Annotated in this window: 16 protein-coding genes; 7 read left to right on the plus strand and 9 right to left on the minus strand. The window is 63.8% G+C overall.

Annotated features, from left to right (window positions below; all coding sequences use genetic code 11):
- Window positions 1-34: 34 nt before the first annotated feature.
- Complete coding sequence (locus tag ACRQ5Q_RS37480) at window positions 35-850, minus strand: tetratricopeptide repeat protein (RefSeq protein ID WP_439394841.1); 816 nt, start codon at window positions 848-850, stop codon at window positions 35-37.
- A gap of 264 nt (window positions 851-1,114) precedes the next feature.
- Window positions 1,115-1,318: a hypothetical protein gene (locus tag ACRQ5Q_RS37485; protein WP_018646585.1), complete on the minus strand. Its 204-nt coding sequence runs from the start codon at window positions 1,316-1,318 to the stop codon at window positions 1,115-1,117.
- Window positions 1,319-1,523: 205 nt separating this feature from the next.
- Here ACRQ5Q_RS37485 and ACRQ5Q_RS37490 point away from each other — a divergent pair, with 205 nt between their 5' ends.
- The 4 genes from ACRQ5Q_RS37490 to ACRQ5Q_RS37505 all read left to right on the plus strand — a co-directional run bounded on the left by ACRQ5Q_RS37490 (window position 1,524) and on the right by ACRQ5Q_RS37505 (window position 4,605).
- On the plus strand, window positions 1,524-2,897 hold the full coding sequence (locus ACRQ5Q_RS37490) for a leucyl aminopeptidase family protein (protein WP_439394843.1): 1,374 nt from the start codon (window positions 1,524-1,526) through the stop codon (window positions 2,895-2,897).
- On the plus strand, window positions 2,890-3,744 hold the full coding sequence (locus ACRQ5Q_RS37495; RefSeq protein WP_439394845.1) for a C40 family peptidase: 855 nt from the start codon (window positions 2,890-2,892) through the stop codon (window positions 3,742-3,744). The genes ACRQ5Q_RS37490 and ACRQ5Q_RS37495 overlap by 8 nt, the downstream gene beginning before the upstream one ends.
- Before the next feature lie 318 nt (window positions 3,745-4,062).
- Window positions 4,063-4,254, plus strand: coding sequence for a hypothetical protein (locus tag ACRQ5Q_RS37500; protein WP_439394847.1), 192 nt, complete (start codon window positions 4,063-4,065; stop codon window positions 4,252-4,254).
- A 123-nt stretch (window positions 4,255-4,377) separates the two neighbouring features.
- Complete coding sequence (locus ACRQ5Q_RS37505; RefSeq protein WP_439370594.1) at window positions 4,378-4,605, plus strand: hypothetical protein; 228 nt, start codon at window positions 4,378-4,380, stop codon at window positions 4,603-4,605.
- Window positions 4,606-4,696: 91 nt separating this feature from the next.
- Here the strand turns inward: ACRQ5Q_RS37505 and ACRQ5Q_RS37510 are convergent, their stop codons facing one another.
- From ACRQ5Q_RS37510 to ACRQ5Q_RS37535, 6 genes are all read right to left on the minus strand, one after another.
- Window positions 4,697-6,334 carry an ABC transporter ATP-binding protein gene (locus ACRQ5Q_RS37510; RefSeq protein ID WP_439370596.1) on the minus strand — a complete coding sequence of 546 codons (1,638 nt, stop codon included), beginning with the start codon at window positions 6,332-6,334 and terminating at the stop codon, window positions 4,697-4,699.
- A 4-nt stretch (window positions 6,335-6,338) separates the two neighbouring features.
- Window positions 6,339-7,517 carry an ABC transporter permease gene (locus tag ACRQ5Q_RS37515; RefSeq protein ID WP_439370597.1) on the minus strand — a complete coding sequence of 393 codons (1,179 nt, stop codon included), beginning with the start codon at window positions 7,515-7,517 and terminating at the stop codon, window positions 6,339-6,341.
- Window positions 7,517-8,626: a microcin C ABC transporter permease YejB gene (locus ACRQ5Q_RS37520; protein WP_439370598.1), complete on the minus strand. Its 1,110-nt coding sequence runs from the start codon at window positions 8,624-8,626 to the stop codon at window positions 7,517-7,519. The genes ACRQ5Q_RS37515 and ACRQ5Q_RS37520 overlap by 1 nt, the downstream gene beginning before the upstream one ends.
- 2 nt (window positions 8,627-8,628) lie before the next feature.
- Entirely contained in the window at window positions 8,629-10,503 is a 1,875-nt protein-coding gene (locus tag ACRQ5Q_RS37525; RefSeq protein ID WP_439394849.1) for an extracellular solute-binding protein, read from the minus strand.
- Window positions 10,504-10,517: 14 nt separating this feature from the next.
- Window positions 10,518-12,434 (minus strand): extracellular solute-binding protein, encoded by a 1,917-nt coding sequence (locus ACRQ5Q_RS37530; RefSeq protein WP_439370601.1) that lies wholly within the window; start codon window positions 12,432-12,434, stop codon window positions 10,518-10,520.
- A gap of 210 nt (window positions 12,435-12,644) precedes the next feature.
- Window positions 12,645-13,196: a c-type cytochrome gene (locus ACRQ5Q_RS37535; RefSeq protein WP_439394851.1), complete on the minus strand. Its 552-nt coding sequence runs from the start codon at window positions 13,194-13,196 to the stop codon at window positions 12,645-12,647.
- 236 nt (window positions 13,197-13,432) lie between these two features.
- Here ACRQ5Q_RS37535 and ACRQ5Q_RS37540 point away from each other — a divergent pair, with 236 nt between their 5' ends.
- A complete protein-coding gene (locus ACRQ5Q_RS37540) occupies window positions 13,433-14,173 on the plus strand; it encodes a 3-deoxy-manno-octulosonate cytidylyltransferase (protein ID WP_439370604.1) in 741 nt (246 codons plus the stop codon).
- Between the two features lie 37 nt (window positions 14,174-14,210).
- Complete coding sequence (locus ACRQ5Q_RS37545; protein ID WP_439394853.1) at window positions 14,211-15,068, plus strand: prephenate dehydratase; 858 nt, start codon at window positions 14,211-14,213, stop codon at window positions 15,066-15,068.
- A gap of 26 nt (window positions 15,069-15,094) precedes the next feature.
- On the opposite strand, the gene ACRQ5Q_RS37550 is transcribed toward ACRQ5Q_RS37545, so the two are convergent.
- A complete protein-coding gene (locus ACRQ5Q_RS37550) occupies window positions 15,095-16,108 on the minus strand; it encodes an LLM class flavin-dependent oxidoreductase (protein WP_439394855.1) in 1,014 nt (337 codons plus the stop codon).
- 396 nt (window positions 16,109-16,504) lie between these two features.
- Here ACRQ5Q_RS37550 and metF point away from each other — a divergent pair, with 396 nt between their 5' ends.
- The gene (gene metF / locus ACRQ5Q_RS37555) at window positions 16,505-17,425 is read left to right on the plus strand and encodes a methylenetetrahydrofolate reductase [NAD(P)H] (protein ID WP_439370609.1); all 921 of its coding nucleotides are present in this window, start codon (window positions 16,505-16,507) and stop codon (window positions 17,423-17,425) included.
- Window position 17,426: the final 1 nt, after the last annotated feature.

Below are 17,426 nucleotides of genomic sequence, written 5' to 3' on the forward strand. Positions count from 1 at the left end.
TTCCGTGAAGTCAGGCCAAGGCGATCAGGGACGATCAGTCGGACTGGCTGAGCGAGGCGACCGGGGTCCGCTTCGGCGCGCCGCGCTGGCCCTCGCTGCGGTTCAGCATGTCCTTGAGATAAGCGACGTTGGCGGCGGCCTGGTCCGGCGGCAGGTCCGCCTTCACGATGGTCTCGGCCTCGGCGAAGCGGCCCTGGAGACCGACGACCAGACCGAGGTTCTGCCGCACCCGACTGCTGGCCCGCGGCGACGCATAGGCCTGCCGCAGTGCTTCCTCGGCCTTGGGCAGATCCCTCGACAGCATGTAGGACAGGCCGAGATTGGAGAGCACGCCGGGGTCGCCCGGTGCGATCTTGAGCGCGCTCGCATAATAGGAACGCGCCTCCTCGTGACGGCCCATCTGATCGAGTGCCGTGCCCTGCACCGAGAGCAGGCGCCAGTCCGGATTGTCGGGCGAATGCGCCTTCGACAGCACGTCGAAGGCCTGCTGGAAATTGCCGTTGTCGGCGAGCGCACGGCCGTATTGGGCGAGCAGCGGCTTGTTGCCGGGATTGGCGATGGTCGCCTGCTCGAGCACGGCGGCGGCCTGGGCGCGCTGGCCGTTGGCGCGCAGGGCCTGGCCATAGCCGAGCGCGGCTTCGGCGTCCTTGGGATTGGCACGGTAGCGCTCGCCATAGACTTCGATGGCGCGCGCGGGATCGGTGGGCGCTGCCTCCGCGCGCGACCCGCTCGACCCGATCGTGACGTCGGAGAGCTTTGACATTGCCGTGCAGCCGCCGAGGCTGACCGCCACCATCGCGACGAGCGAGGCAGACGCAAGAAGCCGGGCAGGACTGAACCGTTGACGCATGACGCTTTGACTCTCGAGCGGATGGATCGAGCCGAACGCGCCAGCAATAGACTGTTAACCCTAATGCCCGGTTAACGCCGCCCGGGCAGGGATTACTCGGCTGCATACCTGCGCTCGATGCGTGCAGAAACACAGGTTACAATCTAAAGTGCTGGCCAATAACTCCACAACCGAAGCGCTAGTAAAGCCCTGCGAGCGCGCTCTCATGAGCGGCAGTTCTCAACGTGGATACGAGAGCTGCCGCACCGCGTTCGTTTCGTCCGATCAATATTCGATGGCAAGCCGCTTGCGGATTTCGTCGACGCGCTTGTCGAGGGCATCGAAGCGTGCGTGGACGGAGCGATCGTGAAGATAAAAGACGTAGCCGCCGGCAAGAAAGGCAAAGATCCAATGATGATGCTCGACATAGCCAAAGATCGCCTCGACGGCCTGGCCGATGAATGTGACCACGCTCCACAGAAATTCCATTGCATTTCCTCCCGGCAGGGCTCGCCTTCGGCTGCCGGCGATCTCCGTACACCTGGCAGCCATTGCCGGAACCTAGCATGGCCCACCTGCTGCGAGTAGCGGCTCACCGAGCGGTGACGGCAAAGCCGATTGCGGCCATGGCAAAACTCTGCGAAGTCTTCTGGCGTTCGCATGACCTGCCTGACCTGACGATCCGGACCCGCCAATGCCCTCTGTCTTCGAGACGTCCTCGACCGCCATTCCGATCACCTTCGTCACCAAGTCGAGCTGGGATGGGTTGCGTGAGTCGCTGCCGCCGGTCCAACGCCAGTTCGCGACCGCCAGCGCCTATTCCGCCAAGCCCGGCGGCTATCTCGCGCTGCCCGCATCCGATGGGACGATCACACAAGTCCTGTTCGGCCTTGAGGACGATGGGGCAAGGTCGCGCGACCTGTTCCGGCCGGGCGCCCTGCCCGGCCTGCTGCCGCCGGGGACCTATCGCTTCGCCAATTCACCGCACGATGCGCGGCTCGCCGCGCTCGCTTTTGCATTGGGGCGCTACCGCTTTTCCCGCTATCGCAAGGCCGATCGGCCCGAGGTCCGGCTGGTGCCGCCCGACGGCGTCGAGGTTGCCGAGATCGATCGCATCGCGGACGCTGCGATGCTGGCGCGCGACCTCATCAACACGCCCTCCAACGACATGGGCCCGGAGCAGCTCGCCGCAGCCGCACAAGCGCTCGCCGCCGAGTTCGGCGCGAGCTTTGCCTGCACCATCGGCGAGGATCTGAAGACCAATTTCCCGCTGATCCATGCCGTCGGCATGGCCTCCGACCGCGCACCGCGGCTGATCGACATCGGCTGGGGCGATCCTGCCCATCCCAAGGTGACGCTGGTCGGCAAGGGCGTCTGCTTCGACACCGGCGGGCTCGACCTCAAGCCGTCGAGCGGCATGCTGATCATGAAGAAGGACATGGGCGGCGCCGCGAACGTGCTGGCGCTGGCGCGCATGGTGATGGACGCGAAGCTGAAGGTGCGGCTGCGTGTGCTCATCCCCGCGGTGGAAAATGCGGTCGCCGGCAACGCCTTCCGCCCCCTTGACATCTTTACCTCGCGCAAAGGGATCACGGTCGAAATCGGCAACACGGATGCGGAAGGCCGGCTCGTCCTCGCCGACGCATTGGCGCTGGCCGATGAGGAAAAACCCGACCTGCTGATCGATCTGGGCACGCTGACCGGTGCCGCGCGTGTCGCGCTGGGGCCGGATTTACCGCCCTTTTACACCAATGATGAGACGCTGGCCGCTGAGGTCGCGCGCTGCGCGGTAAAAGAGAACGATCCGTTGTGGCGCATGCCGCTGTGGCCGCCTTACGATGCTTGGCTGGATTCCAAGATCGCCACCATCACCAACGCACCATCCGGCGGCTTCGCCGGCTCGATCACCTGCGCGCTGTTCCTGCAACGCTTCGTCGAGCACGCCGGCAGCTGGCTGCATGTCGACATCTATGGCTGGACGCCGTCGGCCAAGCCGGCGCGGCCCGAAGGCGGCGAGTGCCAGGCCGCGCGCGCCATCTACGCATTGCTGAGCGAGCGCTATGCGTGATCCAGGATACGACCCACGGCTGACGCCGGCGCGGGGTGACCTCGCCGCGAAATATCTCGAAGGCAGGGTCGAGGCGCAACGCTTCGTCGAGGGCGAAGAGTTCGAGGTGGTCGAGACGATCGCTTCCGTGCGCGAGCGGCCTTCCTCAGGCGCGACGCTGATGACCGAGGCGCTGCGCGGCGAGCGTGTCACGGTCTACGATCGCAACGGCGAGGGCTGGGCCTGGGGCCAGCTCAATGGCGATGGCTATGTCGGCTGGCTGCCCGATGCCGCGCTGATGAAGCCTACGGCTGCGCCGACGCACAAGGTCAGCGCGCTGCGGACGTTCGCGTTCCCCGGTCCTTCCATCAAGCTGCCGCCGACCGCCACGCTCGTACTGGACTCGAGAATTGCGGTCGCACGCGAGGAGGGCGGCTTCGCCGTCATGCACGATGGGACCTTCGTGCCGAAGACGCATCTCGTCCCGCTCGATCATCGCGAGCCGGATTTCGTTACCGTGGCCGAGCGCTTCGTCGGAACGCCCTATCTGTGGGGCGGCAAGAGCAACCTCGGCATCGATTGCTCGGGTCTGGTGCAGGTATCGCTAACGGCCGCGGGCATCGGCTGTCCGCGCGACAGCGACATGCAGCAGACCGGCCTCGGCCGCGCGCTGGAGCCGCGCGAGCGAAGCGGCTTGCTGCGCGGCGATCTGATCTTCTGGAAGGGCCATGTCGCGATCGTCCGCGATCCCGGCTCGATGGTTCACGCCAACGCGCACCACATGGCGACCGTCATCGAGCCGATCCAGCCGGCGATTGCGCGGATCAAGGCGGCCGGCAGCGAGGTCGTTGCGGTCAAGCGGCTGTAGGGCGTCACCACAACTTGCCGCGTCCGCTTTACTTTCGGGAGGCGATGTCGAAATCGATATGGCCGCAGATGTTGCCGTGCACCCTGCTATCGGCGGCTGCGGCACTCTAGTCTAGCGCAGATGCAGCCCCGAAGTCCGGTACGTTCCGCAACAAGCTCTCAGGGAACACGCGCAACATCATCAGGGCAAACCACCGCTCGAACGGCAGCCGGCTGATAGCACCTCGCGGCGCAGCTACGGAACAACGTTACAACTGAGAGATTCGCGGAACGAAACGCGTCGTCGATCTTTCTCTGGCTTTGGGAGGTCGAAGGTCCCATGAGTTCTCAAGCCAGAGAAGGCGCGTGTGCATTCGCGTGGCGGAACTATTTGCTGCTCCATAGCGGCATCAGCGAGAATGACAACAGGCGTTCCGCCCTCTACCGCTACGTCGCCAATCTTGGCGACGTCGGCGAAGATGACTTCGATCTCTTGCAAATAGCCGCGGTCGCTTATTTGAAGAAATTGTGAACTGCATGACGACCAATGCGCGCGCCTCGCGGCAGACCAGGTTCTCGCCGAGCATTTAGGAGCACGCATTCACGACCACAGGTGACTTGAGGCCATAACACCCAGAGCGAAGGAGCGAGTACGATGGCAGACAAGACCGCTACCACAAACGATCTCGCACGCGATCCACAACGGCGCGTCGCCGCAGCGACAGCAATCGGCATGAATGCCTTGAAGCCGATGATCCACTTTCAGGCCTCGATGCTGAGGATGTGGGCCGATACTATCGAGAAGTTCGCGGGCAATTACGAAAAGAAGCTGGAAGAAGCGGCGACCACCGTCGAGGAACGAGACAAGCAGCGCGCTGTGTAGATCAACCCGATCGGCAGGTGCAGACCCGCTTTGGCTACAAGCAGAAGCATCCCGGGGGACGCTCTACGCGCGCCCCCTGAATGACGAAACGTTACGTCGCCACCGAGCCGTTCCCTGCCGTCTCCAGTCGGAACGCGGCCGCGAACAGCGCGCGCGTGTAATCCGTCTTCGGATTCTTGAACAGCTCGGCGGCCTGGCCCTCCTCGACCACCTTGCCGCCGCGCATCACGATGAGATGGCTGGCGAGCGAGGCGACGACGCGCAAGTCGTGCGAGATGAACATGTAGGTGAGCTCGCGCTTGCGCTGGAGTTCGCGCAGCAGATCGACCATCTGCGCCTGAAACAGCATGTCGAGCGCGCTGGTCGGCTCGTCCAGCACCACGAAGTCGGGCTCCAGCACCACCGCCCGCGCGATACTGATGCGCTGGCGCTGGCCGCCGGAGAACTCATGCGGATAGCGGAAACGCGTATCCGGATTAAGCCCGACATCCTCGAGCGCCTTCACGACGCGCGCCTCGCGCTCTTCGCCCGACAGCTTCGGCTGATGGACCGAAAGACCTTCGGCGATGATGTCGGCGACCGACATGCGCGGGCTGAGCGAGCCGAACGGATCCTGAAACACGATCTGCATGTCGCGCCGGAACGGCCGCATCTCCTTGAAGCGCAGGCCCTGGATGTCCTTGCCGAGGAACACGATGCGGCCGTTCGAGGAGATCAGCCGCAGCAAGGCGAGCCCGAGCGTCGTTTTGCCGGAGCCGGATTCGCCGACGACTCCGAGCGTCTCGCCCTTGCGCACGGCGACGCTGACGCCGTCGACCGCCTTGATGTGACCGACCGTCTTGCGCATCAGACCTCGCTTGATCGGGAACCACACCTTCAGATCATCGGCCGACATCACCACCGGCGCGCTCGGCTGCGGCGGCGCCGGATCGGGCTTCGGCTCGGCCGCGAGCAGGTCGCGCGTATAGGGATGGCTCGGGCTCTTGAAGACCTGCTCGACCGGCCCCTGCTCGACGATCACGCCGCCCTTCATGACGCAGACGGTGTCGGCGATGCGGCGCACGATGCCGAGGTCGTGGGTGATGAAGAGCAGGCTCATGCCGAGCCGCGAACGGATCTCGGCGAGCAGCGCCAGGATCTGCGCCTGCACGGTGACGTCGAGCGCCGTGGTCGGCTCGTCCGCGATCAACAGGTCCGGCTCGTTGGCGAGCGCCATCGCGATCATCACGCGCTGCCGCTGGCCGCCGGAGAGCTGGTGCGGGTAGCTCTTCAGCCGCGTTTCGGGCTCGGAGATGCCGACCTGCGTCAGCAGCTCCAGGGTCCGCTTGCGCGCCTCGGCATTGCTGGTCGGATTGTGCAGCTGGATGATCTCGCCGATCTGCGCCTCGATCGTGTGCAACGGATTGAGCGAGGTCATCGGCTCCTGGAAGATGATGGAGATGTCGCTGCCTCTGATCTCCCGCATCTGCTGCTCGGACTGGTCGATCAGCTCCTGCCCCTTGAAGCGGATGCTGCCCGAGGGATGGGAGGCGTTCGGATAGGGCAGGAGCTTGAGGATCGACAGCGCGCTGACCGACTTGCCGGAGCCGGATTCGCCGACCAGCGCGACGCATTCGCCGCGCTTGATCTGGAACGAGACCTTGTCGACCGCCAGCGTGGAGGCACCGCCCTGGTGGAAGGCCACCGAGAGGTCGCGCACGCTGAGCAGGGGCTGGTTGATCGCGTCCATGGCCTTACCTGAACGTCTTGCGCGGATCGAAGGCGTCGCGCACGGCTTCGCCGATGAAGATCAGGAGCGACAGCATGATGGCGACCGAGAAGAAGCCGGAGAAGCCGAGCCACGGCGCCTGCACATTGGCCTTGGCCTGCGACAGCAATTCACCGAGCGAGGGCGATCCCGGCGGCAGGCCGAAGCCGAGGAAATCGAGCGCCGTCAGGGTCATCACCGAACTCGACACGATGAAGGGCAGGAACGTCATGGTCGCGACCATCGCGTTCGGCAGCAGGTGGCGGAACATGATGACCGGGTTGGAGACGCCGAGCGCCCGCGCCGCCTGGATGTATTCGAAATTGCGCCCGCGCAGGAATTCGGCCCGCACCAGACCGACCAGCGAGACCCAGGAGAACAGCAGCAGAATACCGAGCAGCACGAAGAAGCCGGGCACCAGCACCGAGGAAAGAATGAGGAGAAGGTAGAGCGAGGGAATTGCCGTCCAGATCTCGATGAAGCGCTGGAAGATGAGGTCGACCCGGCCGCCGAAATAGCCCTGCACCGCGCCCGCCGCGATGCCGACGACGGATGAGACGATGGTGAGGCAAAGACCGAACAGCACGGAGATGCGGAAGCCGTAGATCAGCCGCGCCACCACGTCACGCCCCTGATCGTCGGTGCCGAGCCAGTTGTATTCGAGGTCGCGGCAGCTCTTCAGACCCTTCTTCTCCACCACCGGCTGGCACTGCTTCTCCGTCAGCATCCAGGTCGGGGGCGACGGCGCCGGCGTCGGCAGGTCGAGATTGTGCGTATCGTATGAGTAACGGATCAGCGGCCAGACGATGGTGCCGCCCTTGTCCCTGATCAGCTTCTGCAAATAGGGATCGCGGTAGTCGGCCGCCGTCTCGAAATCGCCGCCGAAGGTCGTCTCCGAATAGGTCACGAAGGCCGGCCAATACAGGTGGCCGTCGAACTTGATCAGGAACGGCCGATCGTTGGCGATCAGCTCGGCAAACAGCGAGATGACGAACAGGATGATGAAGATCCAGAACGACCAGTAGCCCCGGCGGTTGGCCTTGAAGTTCTGCCACCGCCGCCTGTTCAGCGGTGATGGCGCGAACGGCTTGCGCGTGATCGGAACGGCGTCGCCAAGCGGCGACTTCGCTGTGGTCTCGATCGGCGTCGGCGCGGTGATCGTCATCAGACCTCCCGTGCCTCGAAATCGATCCGGGGGTCGATCCACATATAGGTCAGGTCGGAGATCAGGTTGATCACGAGTCCGACCAGCGAAAAGATGTAGAGCGTGCCGAACACCACGGGGTAGTCGCGGTTGAGCACGCTCTCGAAGCTGAGCAGCCCCAGCCCGTCCAGCGAGAAGATGGTCTCGATCAGGAGCGAGCCGGAAAAGAACGCGTGGATGAAGGTCCCGGGGAAGCCGGCGATCACGATCAACATCGCGTTGCGGAAGACGTGGCCGTATAGCACCCGGTTCTCGCTGCAGCCCTTGGCGCGCGCGGTCATGACGTATTGCTTGCGGATCTCGTCGAGGAACGAGTTCTTGGTCAGGAACGTCATGGTGGTGAACGCACCTAGCCCCATGGCGATCAGCGGCAGCGTCAGATGCCAGAAATAATCGATGATTTTCCAGTACCAGGGAAATTGCGACCAGCCGTCCGAGGTCAGTCCGCGCAGCGGGAACCAATTGAAGAACGAGCCGCCGGCAAACAGGATGATGAGAAGGATCGCGAACAGGAAGCCGGGAATCGCATAGCCGAGCACGAGCACGGTCGAGGTCCAGGTGTCGAACCGCGCGCCGTCGTTCACGGCCTTGCGAATGCCGAGCGGGATCGAGATCAGATAGGTCAGAAGTGTCAGCCAGAGGCCAAGCGAGATCGAGACCGGCAACTTCTCCTTGATGAGCTGCAGCACGCTGACGTCGCGAAAATAGCTCTTGCCGAAATCGAAACGGGCGAAATTCCACACCATCAGCAGGAAGCGTTCCGGCGCCGGCTTGTCGAAGCCGAACTGCACCTCCAGCTTCTTGATGAAATCAGGGTCGAGCCCCTGCGCGCCGCGATATTTGGAGTTGATGGCATCCCCGCCGGCGCCGACCTGCCCCGGAGCGCGCTGTGCAAAGTCACCGCCGCCCGAGATGCGCGAGGTGCCGCCGGTGTCGGCGCCCGAGAGCTGCGCGATGACGCGCTCGACCGGGCCGCCCGGCGCGAACTGCACCACGACGAAGGAGACAAAGAGGATCCCGAGCAGGGTCGGGATCATCAGGAGGAGACGGCGGGCGATATAGGCGCTCATGATTATTTCGCCTGCTCGAGCTTGGCCGCCTTGGCGGGTTCATACCACCAGATGTCGGGCGCACCGACGCCATTGGCGTAACGCGGCAGCTTTTGGGGGTGGCCGAACTGATCCCAATAAGCCAGCCGATGGGTCTTGTTATACCATTGTGGCACCCAATAGCGGCCAGCGCGGAACAACCGATCGAACGCACGGCAGGCGACGGTCAATTCCTCGCGGCTGTCGGCCGCCATGATCTTCTCGATCATGGCGTCGATGGCCGGGCTGGCGACGCCCGCGAGATTGTACGAGCCCTTGGTGTTCGCGACCTGCGACGAGAAGAACGCGCGCATGGCATCGCCCGGCGTCGCCGACATGCTGAAGCGCTGGATGGTCATGTCGAAGTCGAAATCTTCCTGACGCGCCTTGTGCTGCACGGCGTCGACGACGCGCACGCTCGCCTCGATGCCGAGCGTGCCCAGATTCTTGATGTAAGGCGCGTGATGCGGCTGGAACGAGGGCTCGTCCAGCAGGAACTCGATCCTGAAGACTTCGCCGTTCGGCAGCACCCGCTTTCCGTCCTTGATGGGCACGCCGGCCTCATTCAACAGCTGCTGCGCCCTGCGCAGCAGGCTGCGATCCTGCCCGGAACCGTCCGAGACCGGCGGGGTGAACGGCGCCGCGAACACGTCGTCGGGAACCTGGCCGCGGAACGGCTCCAGCAGCTTCAGCTCTTCCGGCGACGGAGGCCCATTGCCGGCCATCAGGTCAGAGTTCTGGAACGGCGACACCGTACGGGCATAGGCTCCGTACATGATGGTCTTGTTGGTCCACTCGAAATCGAAGGCGTTGATCAGGGCCTCGCGCACGCGCGGATCCCTGAACTTGTCACGCCGCGTGTTGATGAACCAGCCCTGCGCACCGGACGGCGTATCGTCGGGCACGACCTCCATCTTGACCCGGCCGTCCTTCACGGCCGGAAAATCGTAACGCGTCGCCCAGATGCGGGACGTGAACTCCTCGCGGTAGAGATAGTTCTTGCCGGTAAAGCCCTCGAAAGCGACATCGCGATCGCGATAGAATTCGTAGCGCACGACATCGAAATTGTAGCTGCCGCGGCAAACCGGCAGATCGGCGGCCCACCAGTCCTTCACCCGCTCGTATTCGATGTAACGATTGACCTCGAACCTGCCGACCTTGTACGGACCGGAACCCAGCGGGATCTCCAGCGACGATTCGTCGAACGGACGGGACGCATAATACGCCTTCGAGAAGATGGGCAGGCCCGCGACATAGAGCGGCACGTCGCGCGCGCGTCCCCTGGCGAAGGTGACCACGAGCGTCGCATCGTCGAGAGCTTCCGCACTGACCATGTCGCGCATCTGCACGATGATCAGCGGATGTCCCTTTGTCTTAAGCGCCGTCAGCGAAAATGCCGCATCGTGGGCGGTGAGCTTGCTGCCGTCGTGGAATTTCGCCTCGGGCCGCATCGTGAAGCGGTAGACCAGCTTGTCCGCCGATACCTGCACGGATTTGGCAACCAGCCCGTACATCGCATCGGGCTCGTCGTTTGCCCGAACCATCAGCGGCGAAAACGTCATGTCCATGCCTTGCGCGCCGTCGCCTTTCAGGATGTAGGCATTGAGCGAGTTGAAGGTCTGGTAGGACTGATTGTAGGCGCGCACCGACGGGATCAGCGAGAAGGTGCCGCCCTTTGGTGCATCGAGGTTGACGTAATCGAAATGGTGGAAGTCGGCGGGATATTTGAGATCGCCGAAGGCGGAGATGCCGTGGGCTTCGGCTGGCCCTTCCGACGCCGCCGCGCCGCGCAACAAGGCGGCGCTGAGTGCACCGCCGGCACTTAAGGCCAGCACATGCCGGCGTGAAAGCTGCGCCATGCGGGGGATTCCCTTCACGACTTCTTTGCGATCCGCGCCGCCTTGTCTGCGTCGTACCACCAGATGAACGGAAAGCCGGACTGACCGTATTTGGGCAGTTCCGCCGGCCGGCCGAAGCGATCCCATCGCGCGGTGCGCACCTTGTTGTAGGTCCATTGCGGCACGACGTAGTGGTTCCACAGCAGCACGCGATCCAGTGCCTTGGTGGCCGCGACGAGATCGTCGCGATCCCTGGCGTAGATCAACCGCTCGATCAGCTTGTCGACCGCCGGGTTCTTGATCCCCGCGATGTTGCGCGAGCCGGCAATGTCGGCCGACTTGGACGACCAGAACTCGCGCTGTTCGTTGCCCGGCGATTGCGACTCGCCCCAGGAGTTGGTGACGACGTCGAAATCCCACTCGCGCGTCCGGTTCTCGTATTGGGTCGGATCGACCGTCCGCACGCTGACGGCAATGCCGAGCCGCTCTAGCGACGGCTTGTAGAACAGCGTGACCCGTTCGAAGCTCGGATCCTGGTTCAGCAATTCGAGCGAGAATTGTGCGCCGGTCTTGACGTCGATCAGCTTGCGGTCGCGCACCTCGTAGCCGGCCTCCTTGAACAGGCGCAGCGCCTCGCGGAGATTGTCGCGCACGGCTTCGGGACTGCCGCCGACCGGATTGGTGTAGGCCGTCGTGAAGACTTCGGGCGGCACTTCGGCACGAACGGTCTCGAGGATTTCGAGCTCCTTGCCCTGCGGCACCCCGGTCGCCATGAGCTCGTCGATGCCGTCGAAATAGCTGCTGATGCGCTTGTACTGGCCGTAGAAGATCTGCTTGTTCATCTCCTCGAAGTCGAACGCGTAGTTGAGCGCACGACGCACGCGTGGATCGCTGAACTTGGCGCGGCGCAGGTTGGGGACGAAAGCCTGCATCACGCCGGAGCTGCGATTGGCGAACTCCTCGAGGATCACCCGCTTTTCGGCCACGGCCGGGAAGTCGTAGGCCGTCGCCCAGTTCTTGGCGCTGTTCTCGGTGCGCCAGTCGACCTGGTCGGCCTTGAAGGCCTCGATCGCCACGGTGGCGTCGCGGAAATATTCGTAGCGCAGCTCGTCGAAATTGTTGCGGCCGACGTTGACGGCGAGATCGCGCCCCCAATAATCCTTGACGCGCTCCAGCGCGATCGAGCGTCCGGCGACGAATTCCTTGACCTTGTAGGGGCCGGACCCGAGCGGCACTTCGAGCGTGGTCGCGGAGACATCGCGCTTGCGGCCCTGCGCGTCGGTCCCCTCCCACCAATGCTTCGGCAGAACCGTGAGCTGCCCCACGATCTGCGGCAATTCGCGATTGCCCGGCGCGTCGAACACGAACTTCACCTCGCGCTCGCCTACCTTCTCGGCCTTCACGACATGGCTGTAATAGGCCGAATACATCGGGTGATGCTTCTTGAAGGAATCGAGCGAGAAGATCACGTCCTCGACGGTGACGGGCTTGCCGTCGTGCCATTTGGCCTGCGGCCGCAAGCGATAGGTGACGAAGGAGAAATCGTCGGGGTGGCTGACGGCTTCGGCCAGCGCACCATATTCGGTCGAGACTTCGTCGAGCGCAGGGGTGAGCAGGGATTCGTAGATGAACGCGACCGCTCCGGAGACCTGGCCCTTCACCCCAGACACGACGATGTTGAAATTGTCGAACGTGCCGACGGCGATCTGGCGCGCGACGCCGCCCTTCGGGGCTTCCGGATTGACGTAGTCGAAGCGCTTGAAGTCGGCGGGGTACTTGACCTTGCCGAACAGCGACAGCGCATGACGCCAAGGCAACCCATTCGAGGGCAGCTCACTCGCCGACTGCCCCTGCGCGGCGCCGATGACGGGAACGCCCCCCACGGAACCGAGGGCGGGGAGCGCTGCGGCCGCAGTGCCGGTGAGCAGGAGATCGCGTCGGGTAATGGCCAAATCAACAGTCCTGTCTTGAAGGAGGCTACTCCTTTAAGGTCCCAATATAGGCGAGGTTTCGACGGAATATGTTGCTTTTTCCTCATCTTGGAAGGCCGGACGGCCTGTCGGATGCGGCCAAACGCCCCGATAACGAGCCCGCGAGGCCCGGATACGGAAACGGCCAGGCTTTTCAGCCTGGCCGCTCTTCCAAAATCGGTTCTTGAAGCCTTATTTCGACGCCGTCGGCAGCGGCTGCGGATGATCCGACAGCGAGTTCAGATAGGCGATGACGTCGGCGCGCTCGGAATCCTTCGGGATACCGGCGAAGCCCATCGCGGTGCCCGGAATGAACCCCTTCGGATTGGCGATGAACTTGTTGAGATCGTCGAAGGTCCAGGTGCCGCCCTTGCCCTTCATGGCGGCCGAGAAGTTGAAGCCGCGGCCCTCACCCTTCGGCTCGCCGACAACGCCATAGAGGTTCGGACCGACGCGATTCGGGCCGCCCTTTTCGAAGGTGTGGCAGGCGCCGCACTTCTTGGCGGCGGCCGCGCCCTTGTCGACGGAGGCGGTCTGGAGCAGCTTTTCAATCGGCTCGGAGGAAGCCGCGGCCCCGCCGCCTTCCTTGCCGTGGCCGGCGTCTTCCTTCACCGCGATTTCGAAGCCCGGCTTTTCCGGCATCTTGGGGGAGAACAGTGCCTGGGCGGTGAAGCTCGTCACCAGCAGGATGAGACAGGTGCCGAGCACGGCCCCGAGAATCTTGTTCAGTTCAAACGAGTCCATTTCCGGCCAGGCCCCACACCGCTGAGAAGGATTAAGCGGCCGAAGCGGCCGCCAGGACGAGCCTCGGGAGAATCAGAACGTTCCTTGTTGTTTCCCCGAGTTTTGCCACTGAGATATCGGTTTGCCCAGGGTCTGGCAACCCGTATAAGCGACCCGGCTTCGAACCGGTCCCCACCCCATTTCTCGGCGCGGAAAACGCTCCATTTCCAGGCCCTTGAACCCAGGCCCTTGAACCAATGATCGATCCCCGCATCCTGGTGCTGATCCCGGCCCGCATGGCCGCTACCCGCCTGCCCGGCAAGCCGCTCGCCGACATCGCGGGCCTGCCGATGATCGTGCATGTGCTGCGCCGTGCGGAGGCCGCCGGCATCGGCCGGGTCGCGGTCGCCACCGACACGGACGAGATCGCCTCGGTCGTGACGGCCCATGGCGGGGAGGCGGTGATGACCCGCGCCGAACACCCCTCCGGCTCGGACCGCATCCATGAGGCCATGCTGAAGCTCGACCCCGAGGGCAAGGCCGAGATCGTGATCAACCTGCAGGGCGATTTCCCGACCATTACGCCGCAGACCATCCGCGAGGTGCTGCCGCCGTTTGATGACCCCGCGGTCGACATCGTGACGCTGGCTTCGCAGATCCACACCGAGGAGGAGGACCTCGCGCCGAGCGTGGTGAAAGCGATCGGCTCGCCGATCGGGCCGAAGCGGTTGCGGGCACTTTATTTCACCCGCGCCACCGCCCCTTACGGCGACGGACCGCGATACCACCATATCGGTCTTTATGCCTATCGCCGCACCGCGCTGGAGCGATTCGTGTCGCTGCCGCCCTCGCCCCTCGAAAAACAGGAAAGCCTGGAGCAGCTTCGGGCGGTCGAGGCCGGCATGCGCATCGACATCATGATCGTCGACAGCGTGCCCCGCGGCGTCGACACGCCGCCCGATCTCGAAACCGCGCGCAGCATCCTTTCCAAATCCTGAGCCGCTGCTACAAGGCCGACCAGGAGCACTTCGAGACATGAGCAAGATGAAGATCGCATTCCAGGGCGAACCCGGAGCCAACTCCCACATCGCCATCGTCGAGGCCTATCCCGACGCCGAGCCGATGCCCTGCGCCACTTTTGAAGACGCGCTGTCGGCGATCTCGTCCGGCGAGGCCGATCTCGGCATGATTCCGATCGAGAATTCGGTCGCCGGCCGCGTCGCCGACATTCACCACCTCTTGCCGGCTTCCGGCCTGTTCATCATCGGCGAATGGTTCCTGCCGGTCCGGCATCAGTTGATGGCGGTGAAGGGAACCAGGATCGAGGACATCAAGAGCGTCGAGAGCCATGTGCACGCGCTCGGCCAGTGCCGGCGCATCATCCGCAAGCTCGGCATCAAGCCCATCGTACACGCCGACACCGCCGGCAGCGCCCGCGACATCTCCGAGCGCAAGGACAAGACCGTCGCCGCGATCGCCTCGCGTCTCGCCGCCAAGATCTATGGCCTCGACATCCTTGCCGAGGACATCGAGGACGAGGCCCACAACACCACGCGCTTCGTGATGCTGGCCCGCGAGCCGAAATGGGCCGCGCAAGGGTCCGGCCCGCTGGTCACCACTTTTGTATTTCGCGTGCGCAACCTGCCCGCCGCGCTCTACAAGGCGCTCGGCGGCTTTGCCACCAACGGCGTCAACATGACCAAACTCGAAAGCTACATGGTCGACGGCAATTTCTTCGCCACGCAGTTTTACGCCGATGTCGACGGCCACCCCGAGGACAAGGGCCTGGCGTTCGCGATCGAGGAGTTGAAATTCTTCTCGCGCGAGTTTCGTATCGTCGGCGTGTATCCAGGCCACCCGTTCCGCGCGACGTTCAGCGAGACGCAGGATTGATCTGCCACCCTCCCCTGGAGGGTAAGCTATGCCGTCGCTCTAAGCCCGAACGCCTCCGCCACCAGCGAATACGACTTCTTGCGCGCTTCGTGGTCGTACACGGCGGTGATCACCATCAGCTCGTCCGGTTTGCTGGCGTCGATCAGCGGCTGCAGCTTCTGCTGCACCGTCGCGGGATTGCCGACGAACAGGCGCGAACGGTTGCGGGCGATCGAGATCCGCTCGGAATCCGTATAAGGATAAGCCAGCGCCTCCTCGACGCTCGGCAGCGGCAGATATTGGCCGCGGTCGCGGCGCAGGCGATTGAGGTCGAAGGATGTCGCGAGCTTTTCGGCCTCCTCGTCCGTATCAGCCGTAATGACGGCGACCGCGAGGATCGCATGCGGGCTCGGACGCCAGGCCGATGGTTGGAAGCGGTTGCGGTAATGCACCATCGCATCGATCGCATCGTGGGACGCAAAGTGATGCGCGAAGGCGAAGCCCATCCCGACTTGCGCGGCAAGCTCCGACGAATAATCACTGGAGCCGAGCAGCCAGATCGGCGGCAGGGCGGTGTCGTCGGGCATCGCCACGACGTTGTTATAGGGGTGGCCTGCGGGGAATTCGCGGGTCTGCCACAGGATCAGTTCGTGGAGCCGCTCCAGGAAATCGTCGCCCTCGCGGCGGTCGAGCCGGCTGCGCAGCGCGTAGGCCGTGGCACCATCAGTGCCGGGCGCCCGGCCAAGGCCGAGATCGATGCGGCCGGGAAACAGCGCCTCCAGCATCTTGAAGCGCTCGGCCACGGCCAGCGGCGCATGGTTGGGCAGCATCACACCACCTGAGCCGACACGGATATGCTTCGTCACGGCCGCGATCTGCCCGATCATCACGTCGGGCGCGGGGCTCGCGACCGAGGCCAGGTTGTGATGCTCGGCGAGCCAGTAGCGGACATAGCCGAGACCATCGACGTGGCGCGCCAGGTCGATGCTGTTGCGCAGCGCCGCGGCAGGCTTTGTGCCTGTGGTGACGACGGAGAGGTCGAGGACTGAGAGCGGGATCATGGCGCGTTAACGTAGTGGACGGCCGCGCTGCGGCAATGGGCAGACAGCGCAGATCTGGCGTGTGAGAGCCGTGGCTGCGACCGGCGACGCTGCCATCATTGGGACAAGAACGGCGGCAGTTACAACAATTTCAACCTGCCCACCCAAATTCGAACGACATAGTGCATCTCTAAATCGAATCAAGTGCATAAATCTACTATGAAATATAGATACTGGGCCAAAATCCCACATCAGCTTCAAGGCAGCGTAAAATACCACTTCCATCGGCGATAGTGGGCCACTTCCCACCGTGGATGGGCTGTCGGCCAGACTGCCTTTGTCCTATCTTGGGCGCTTCCAAACTAGACCCGACGGCCGGCCGGGAAGACCTGGCGGGACCTTTGAGCGAGTGGTGGCATGACTGACCTGACGACGCCTGCAACAGCCGATCGGCAAGACGGGCACCTGAAGCGGCCAGCGATCTCCTTCGAATTCTTTCCGCCCAAGACCGAGGAGATGGAGCGCAATCTCTGGGAGACCATCAACCGGCTGGCTCCGCTCGATCCGAAATTCGTTTCGGTGACCTATGGCGCCGGCGGCTCGACCCGCGAGCGCACCCATTCCACCATCTCCCGCATCCTCAAGGAAACTGCGCTGCTGCCGGCTGCGCATCTGACCTGCGTCGGCGCCTCGCGCGGCGAGATCGACGAGATCGTCGACCGCTATCACGAGGTCGGCGTCCGTCACATCGTGGCCTTGCGGGGCGATCCCGCCGGCGGCATCGGCACACCCTATTACAGCCATCCCGACGGCTATCAGAGCTCTCCCGACCTCATCGCCGGCATCAAGAAGCGGCACGCGGATATCGAAGTGTCCGTCTCGGCCTATCCCGAGAAGCACCCCGAGGCCCGCGACTTCGACGCCGATATCGACACGCTTCAGGCAAAAGTCGATGCCGGTGCGACGCGCGCGATCACCCAGGTGTTCTTCGACAACGACCTCTACTTCCGTTATCTCGACCGTGTCCGCGCGCGCGGTATCGACATCCCGATCGTGCCGGGCATCATGCCCATGCACAATTTCAAGCAGGCCCGCAATTTCGTGACGCGTGCGGGCACCACCGTGCCCGACTGGTTCGCAGCGAAATTCGAAGGCCTCGATGAGGATGCCGAGACCCGCAAGCTGGTCGCCGCGACGGTTGCGGCCGGCCAGGTGCAGAAGCTGGCCAAGCACGGCGTGGATACCTTCCACTTCTACACCATGAACCGCGCCGATCTCGTGTTCGCGATCAGCCATTTGCTCGGCATTCGCGCCAAGAGCGCCCGGAAGGCTGCGTAAG

It is taken from the genome of Bradyrhizobium sp. PMVTL-01 (assembly GCF_051861855.1).
GTDB lineage: Bacteria > Pseudomonadota > Alphaproteobacteria > Rhizobiales > Xanthobacteraceae > Bradyrhizobium.

Bases quoted from the DNA above. Each gene is read 5' to 3' on its own strand.
- ACRQ5Q_RS37480 (WP_439394841.1), bottom strand. From the start codon at position 850: ATGCGTCAACGGTTCAGTCCTGCCCGGCTTCTTGCGTCTGCCTCGCTC.
- ACRQ5Q_RS37485 (WP_018646585.1), bottom strand. From the start codon at position 1,318: ATGGAATTTCTGTGGAGCGTGGTCACATTCATCGGCCAGGCCGTCGAG.
- ACRQ5Q_RS37490 (WP_439394843.1), top strand. From the start codon at position 1,524: ATGCCCTCTGTCTTCGAGACGTCCTCGACCGCCATTCCGATCACCTTC.
- ACRQ5Q_RS37495 (WP_439394845.1), top strand. From the start codon at position 2,890: ATGCGTGATCCAGGATACGACCCACGGCTGACGCCGGCGCGGGGTGAC.
- ACRQ5Q_RS37500 (WP_439394847.1), top strand. From the start codon at position 4,063: ATGAGTTCTCAAGCCAGAGAAGGCGCGTGTGCATTCGCGTGGCGGAAC.
- ACRQ5Q_RS37505 (WP_439370594.1), top strand. From the start codon at position 4,378: ATGGCAGACAAGACCGCTACCACAAACGATCTCGCACGCGATCCACAA.
- ACRQ5Q_RS37510 (WP_439370596.1), bottom strand. From the start codon at position 6,334: ATGGACGCGATCAACCAGCCCCTGCTCAGCGTGCGCGACCTCTCGGTG.
- ACRQ5Q_RS37515 (WP_439370597.1), bottom strand. From the start codon at position 7,517: ATGACGATCACCGCGCCGACGCCGATCGAGACCACAGCGAAGTCGCCG.
- ACRQ5Q_RS37520 (WP_439370598.1), bottom strand. From the start codon at position 8,626: ATGAGCGCCTATATCGCCCGCCGTCTCCTCCTGATGATCCCGACCCTG.
- ACRQ5Q_RS37525 (WP_439394849.1), bottom strand. From the start codon at position 10,503: ATGGCGCAGCTTTCACGCCGGCATGTGCTGGCCTTAAGTGCCGGCGGT.
- ACRQ5Q_RS37535 (WP_439394851.1), bottom strand. From the start codon at position 13,196: ATGGACTCGTTTGAACTGAACAAGATTCTCGGGGCCGTGCTCGGCACC.
- ACRQ5Q_RS37540 (WP_439370604.1), top strand. From the start codon at position 13,433: ATGATCGATCCCCGCATCCTGGTGCTGATCCCGGCCCGCATGGCCGCT.
- ACRQ5Q_RS37545 (WP_439394853.1), top strand. From the start codon at position 14,211: ATGAGCAAGATGAAGATCGCATTCCAGGGCGAACCCGGAGCCAACTCC.
- ACRQ5Q_RS37550 (WP_439394855.1), bottom strand. From the start codon at position 16,108: ATGATCCCGCTCTCAGTCCTCGACCTCTCCGTCGTCACCACAGGCACA.
- metF (WP_439370609.1), top strand. From the start codon at position 16,505: ATGACTGACCTGACGACGCCTGCAACAGCCGATCGGCAAGACGGGCAC.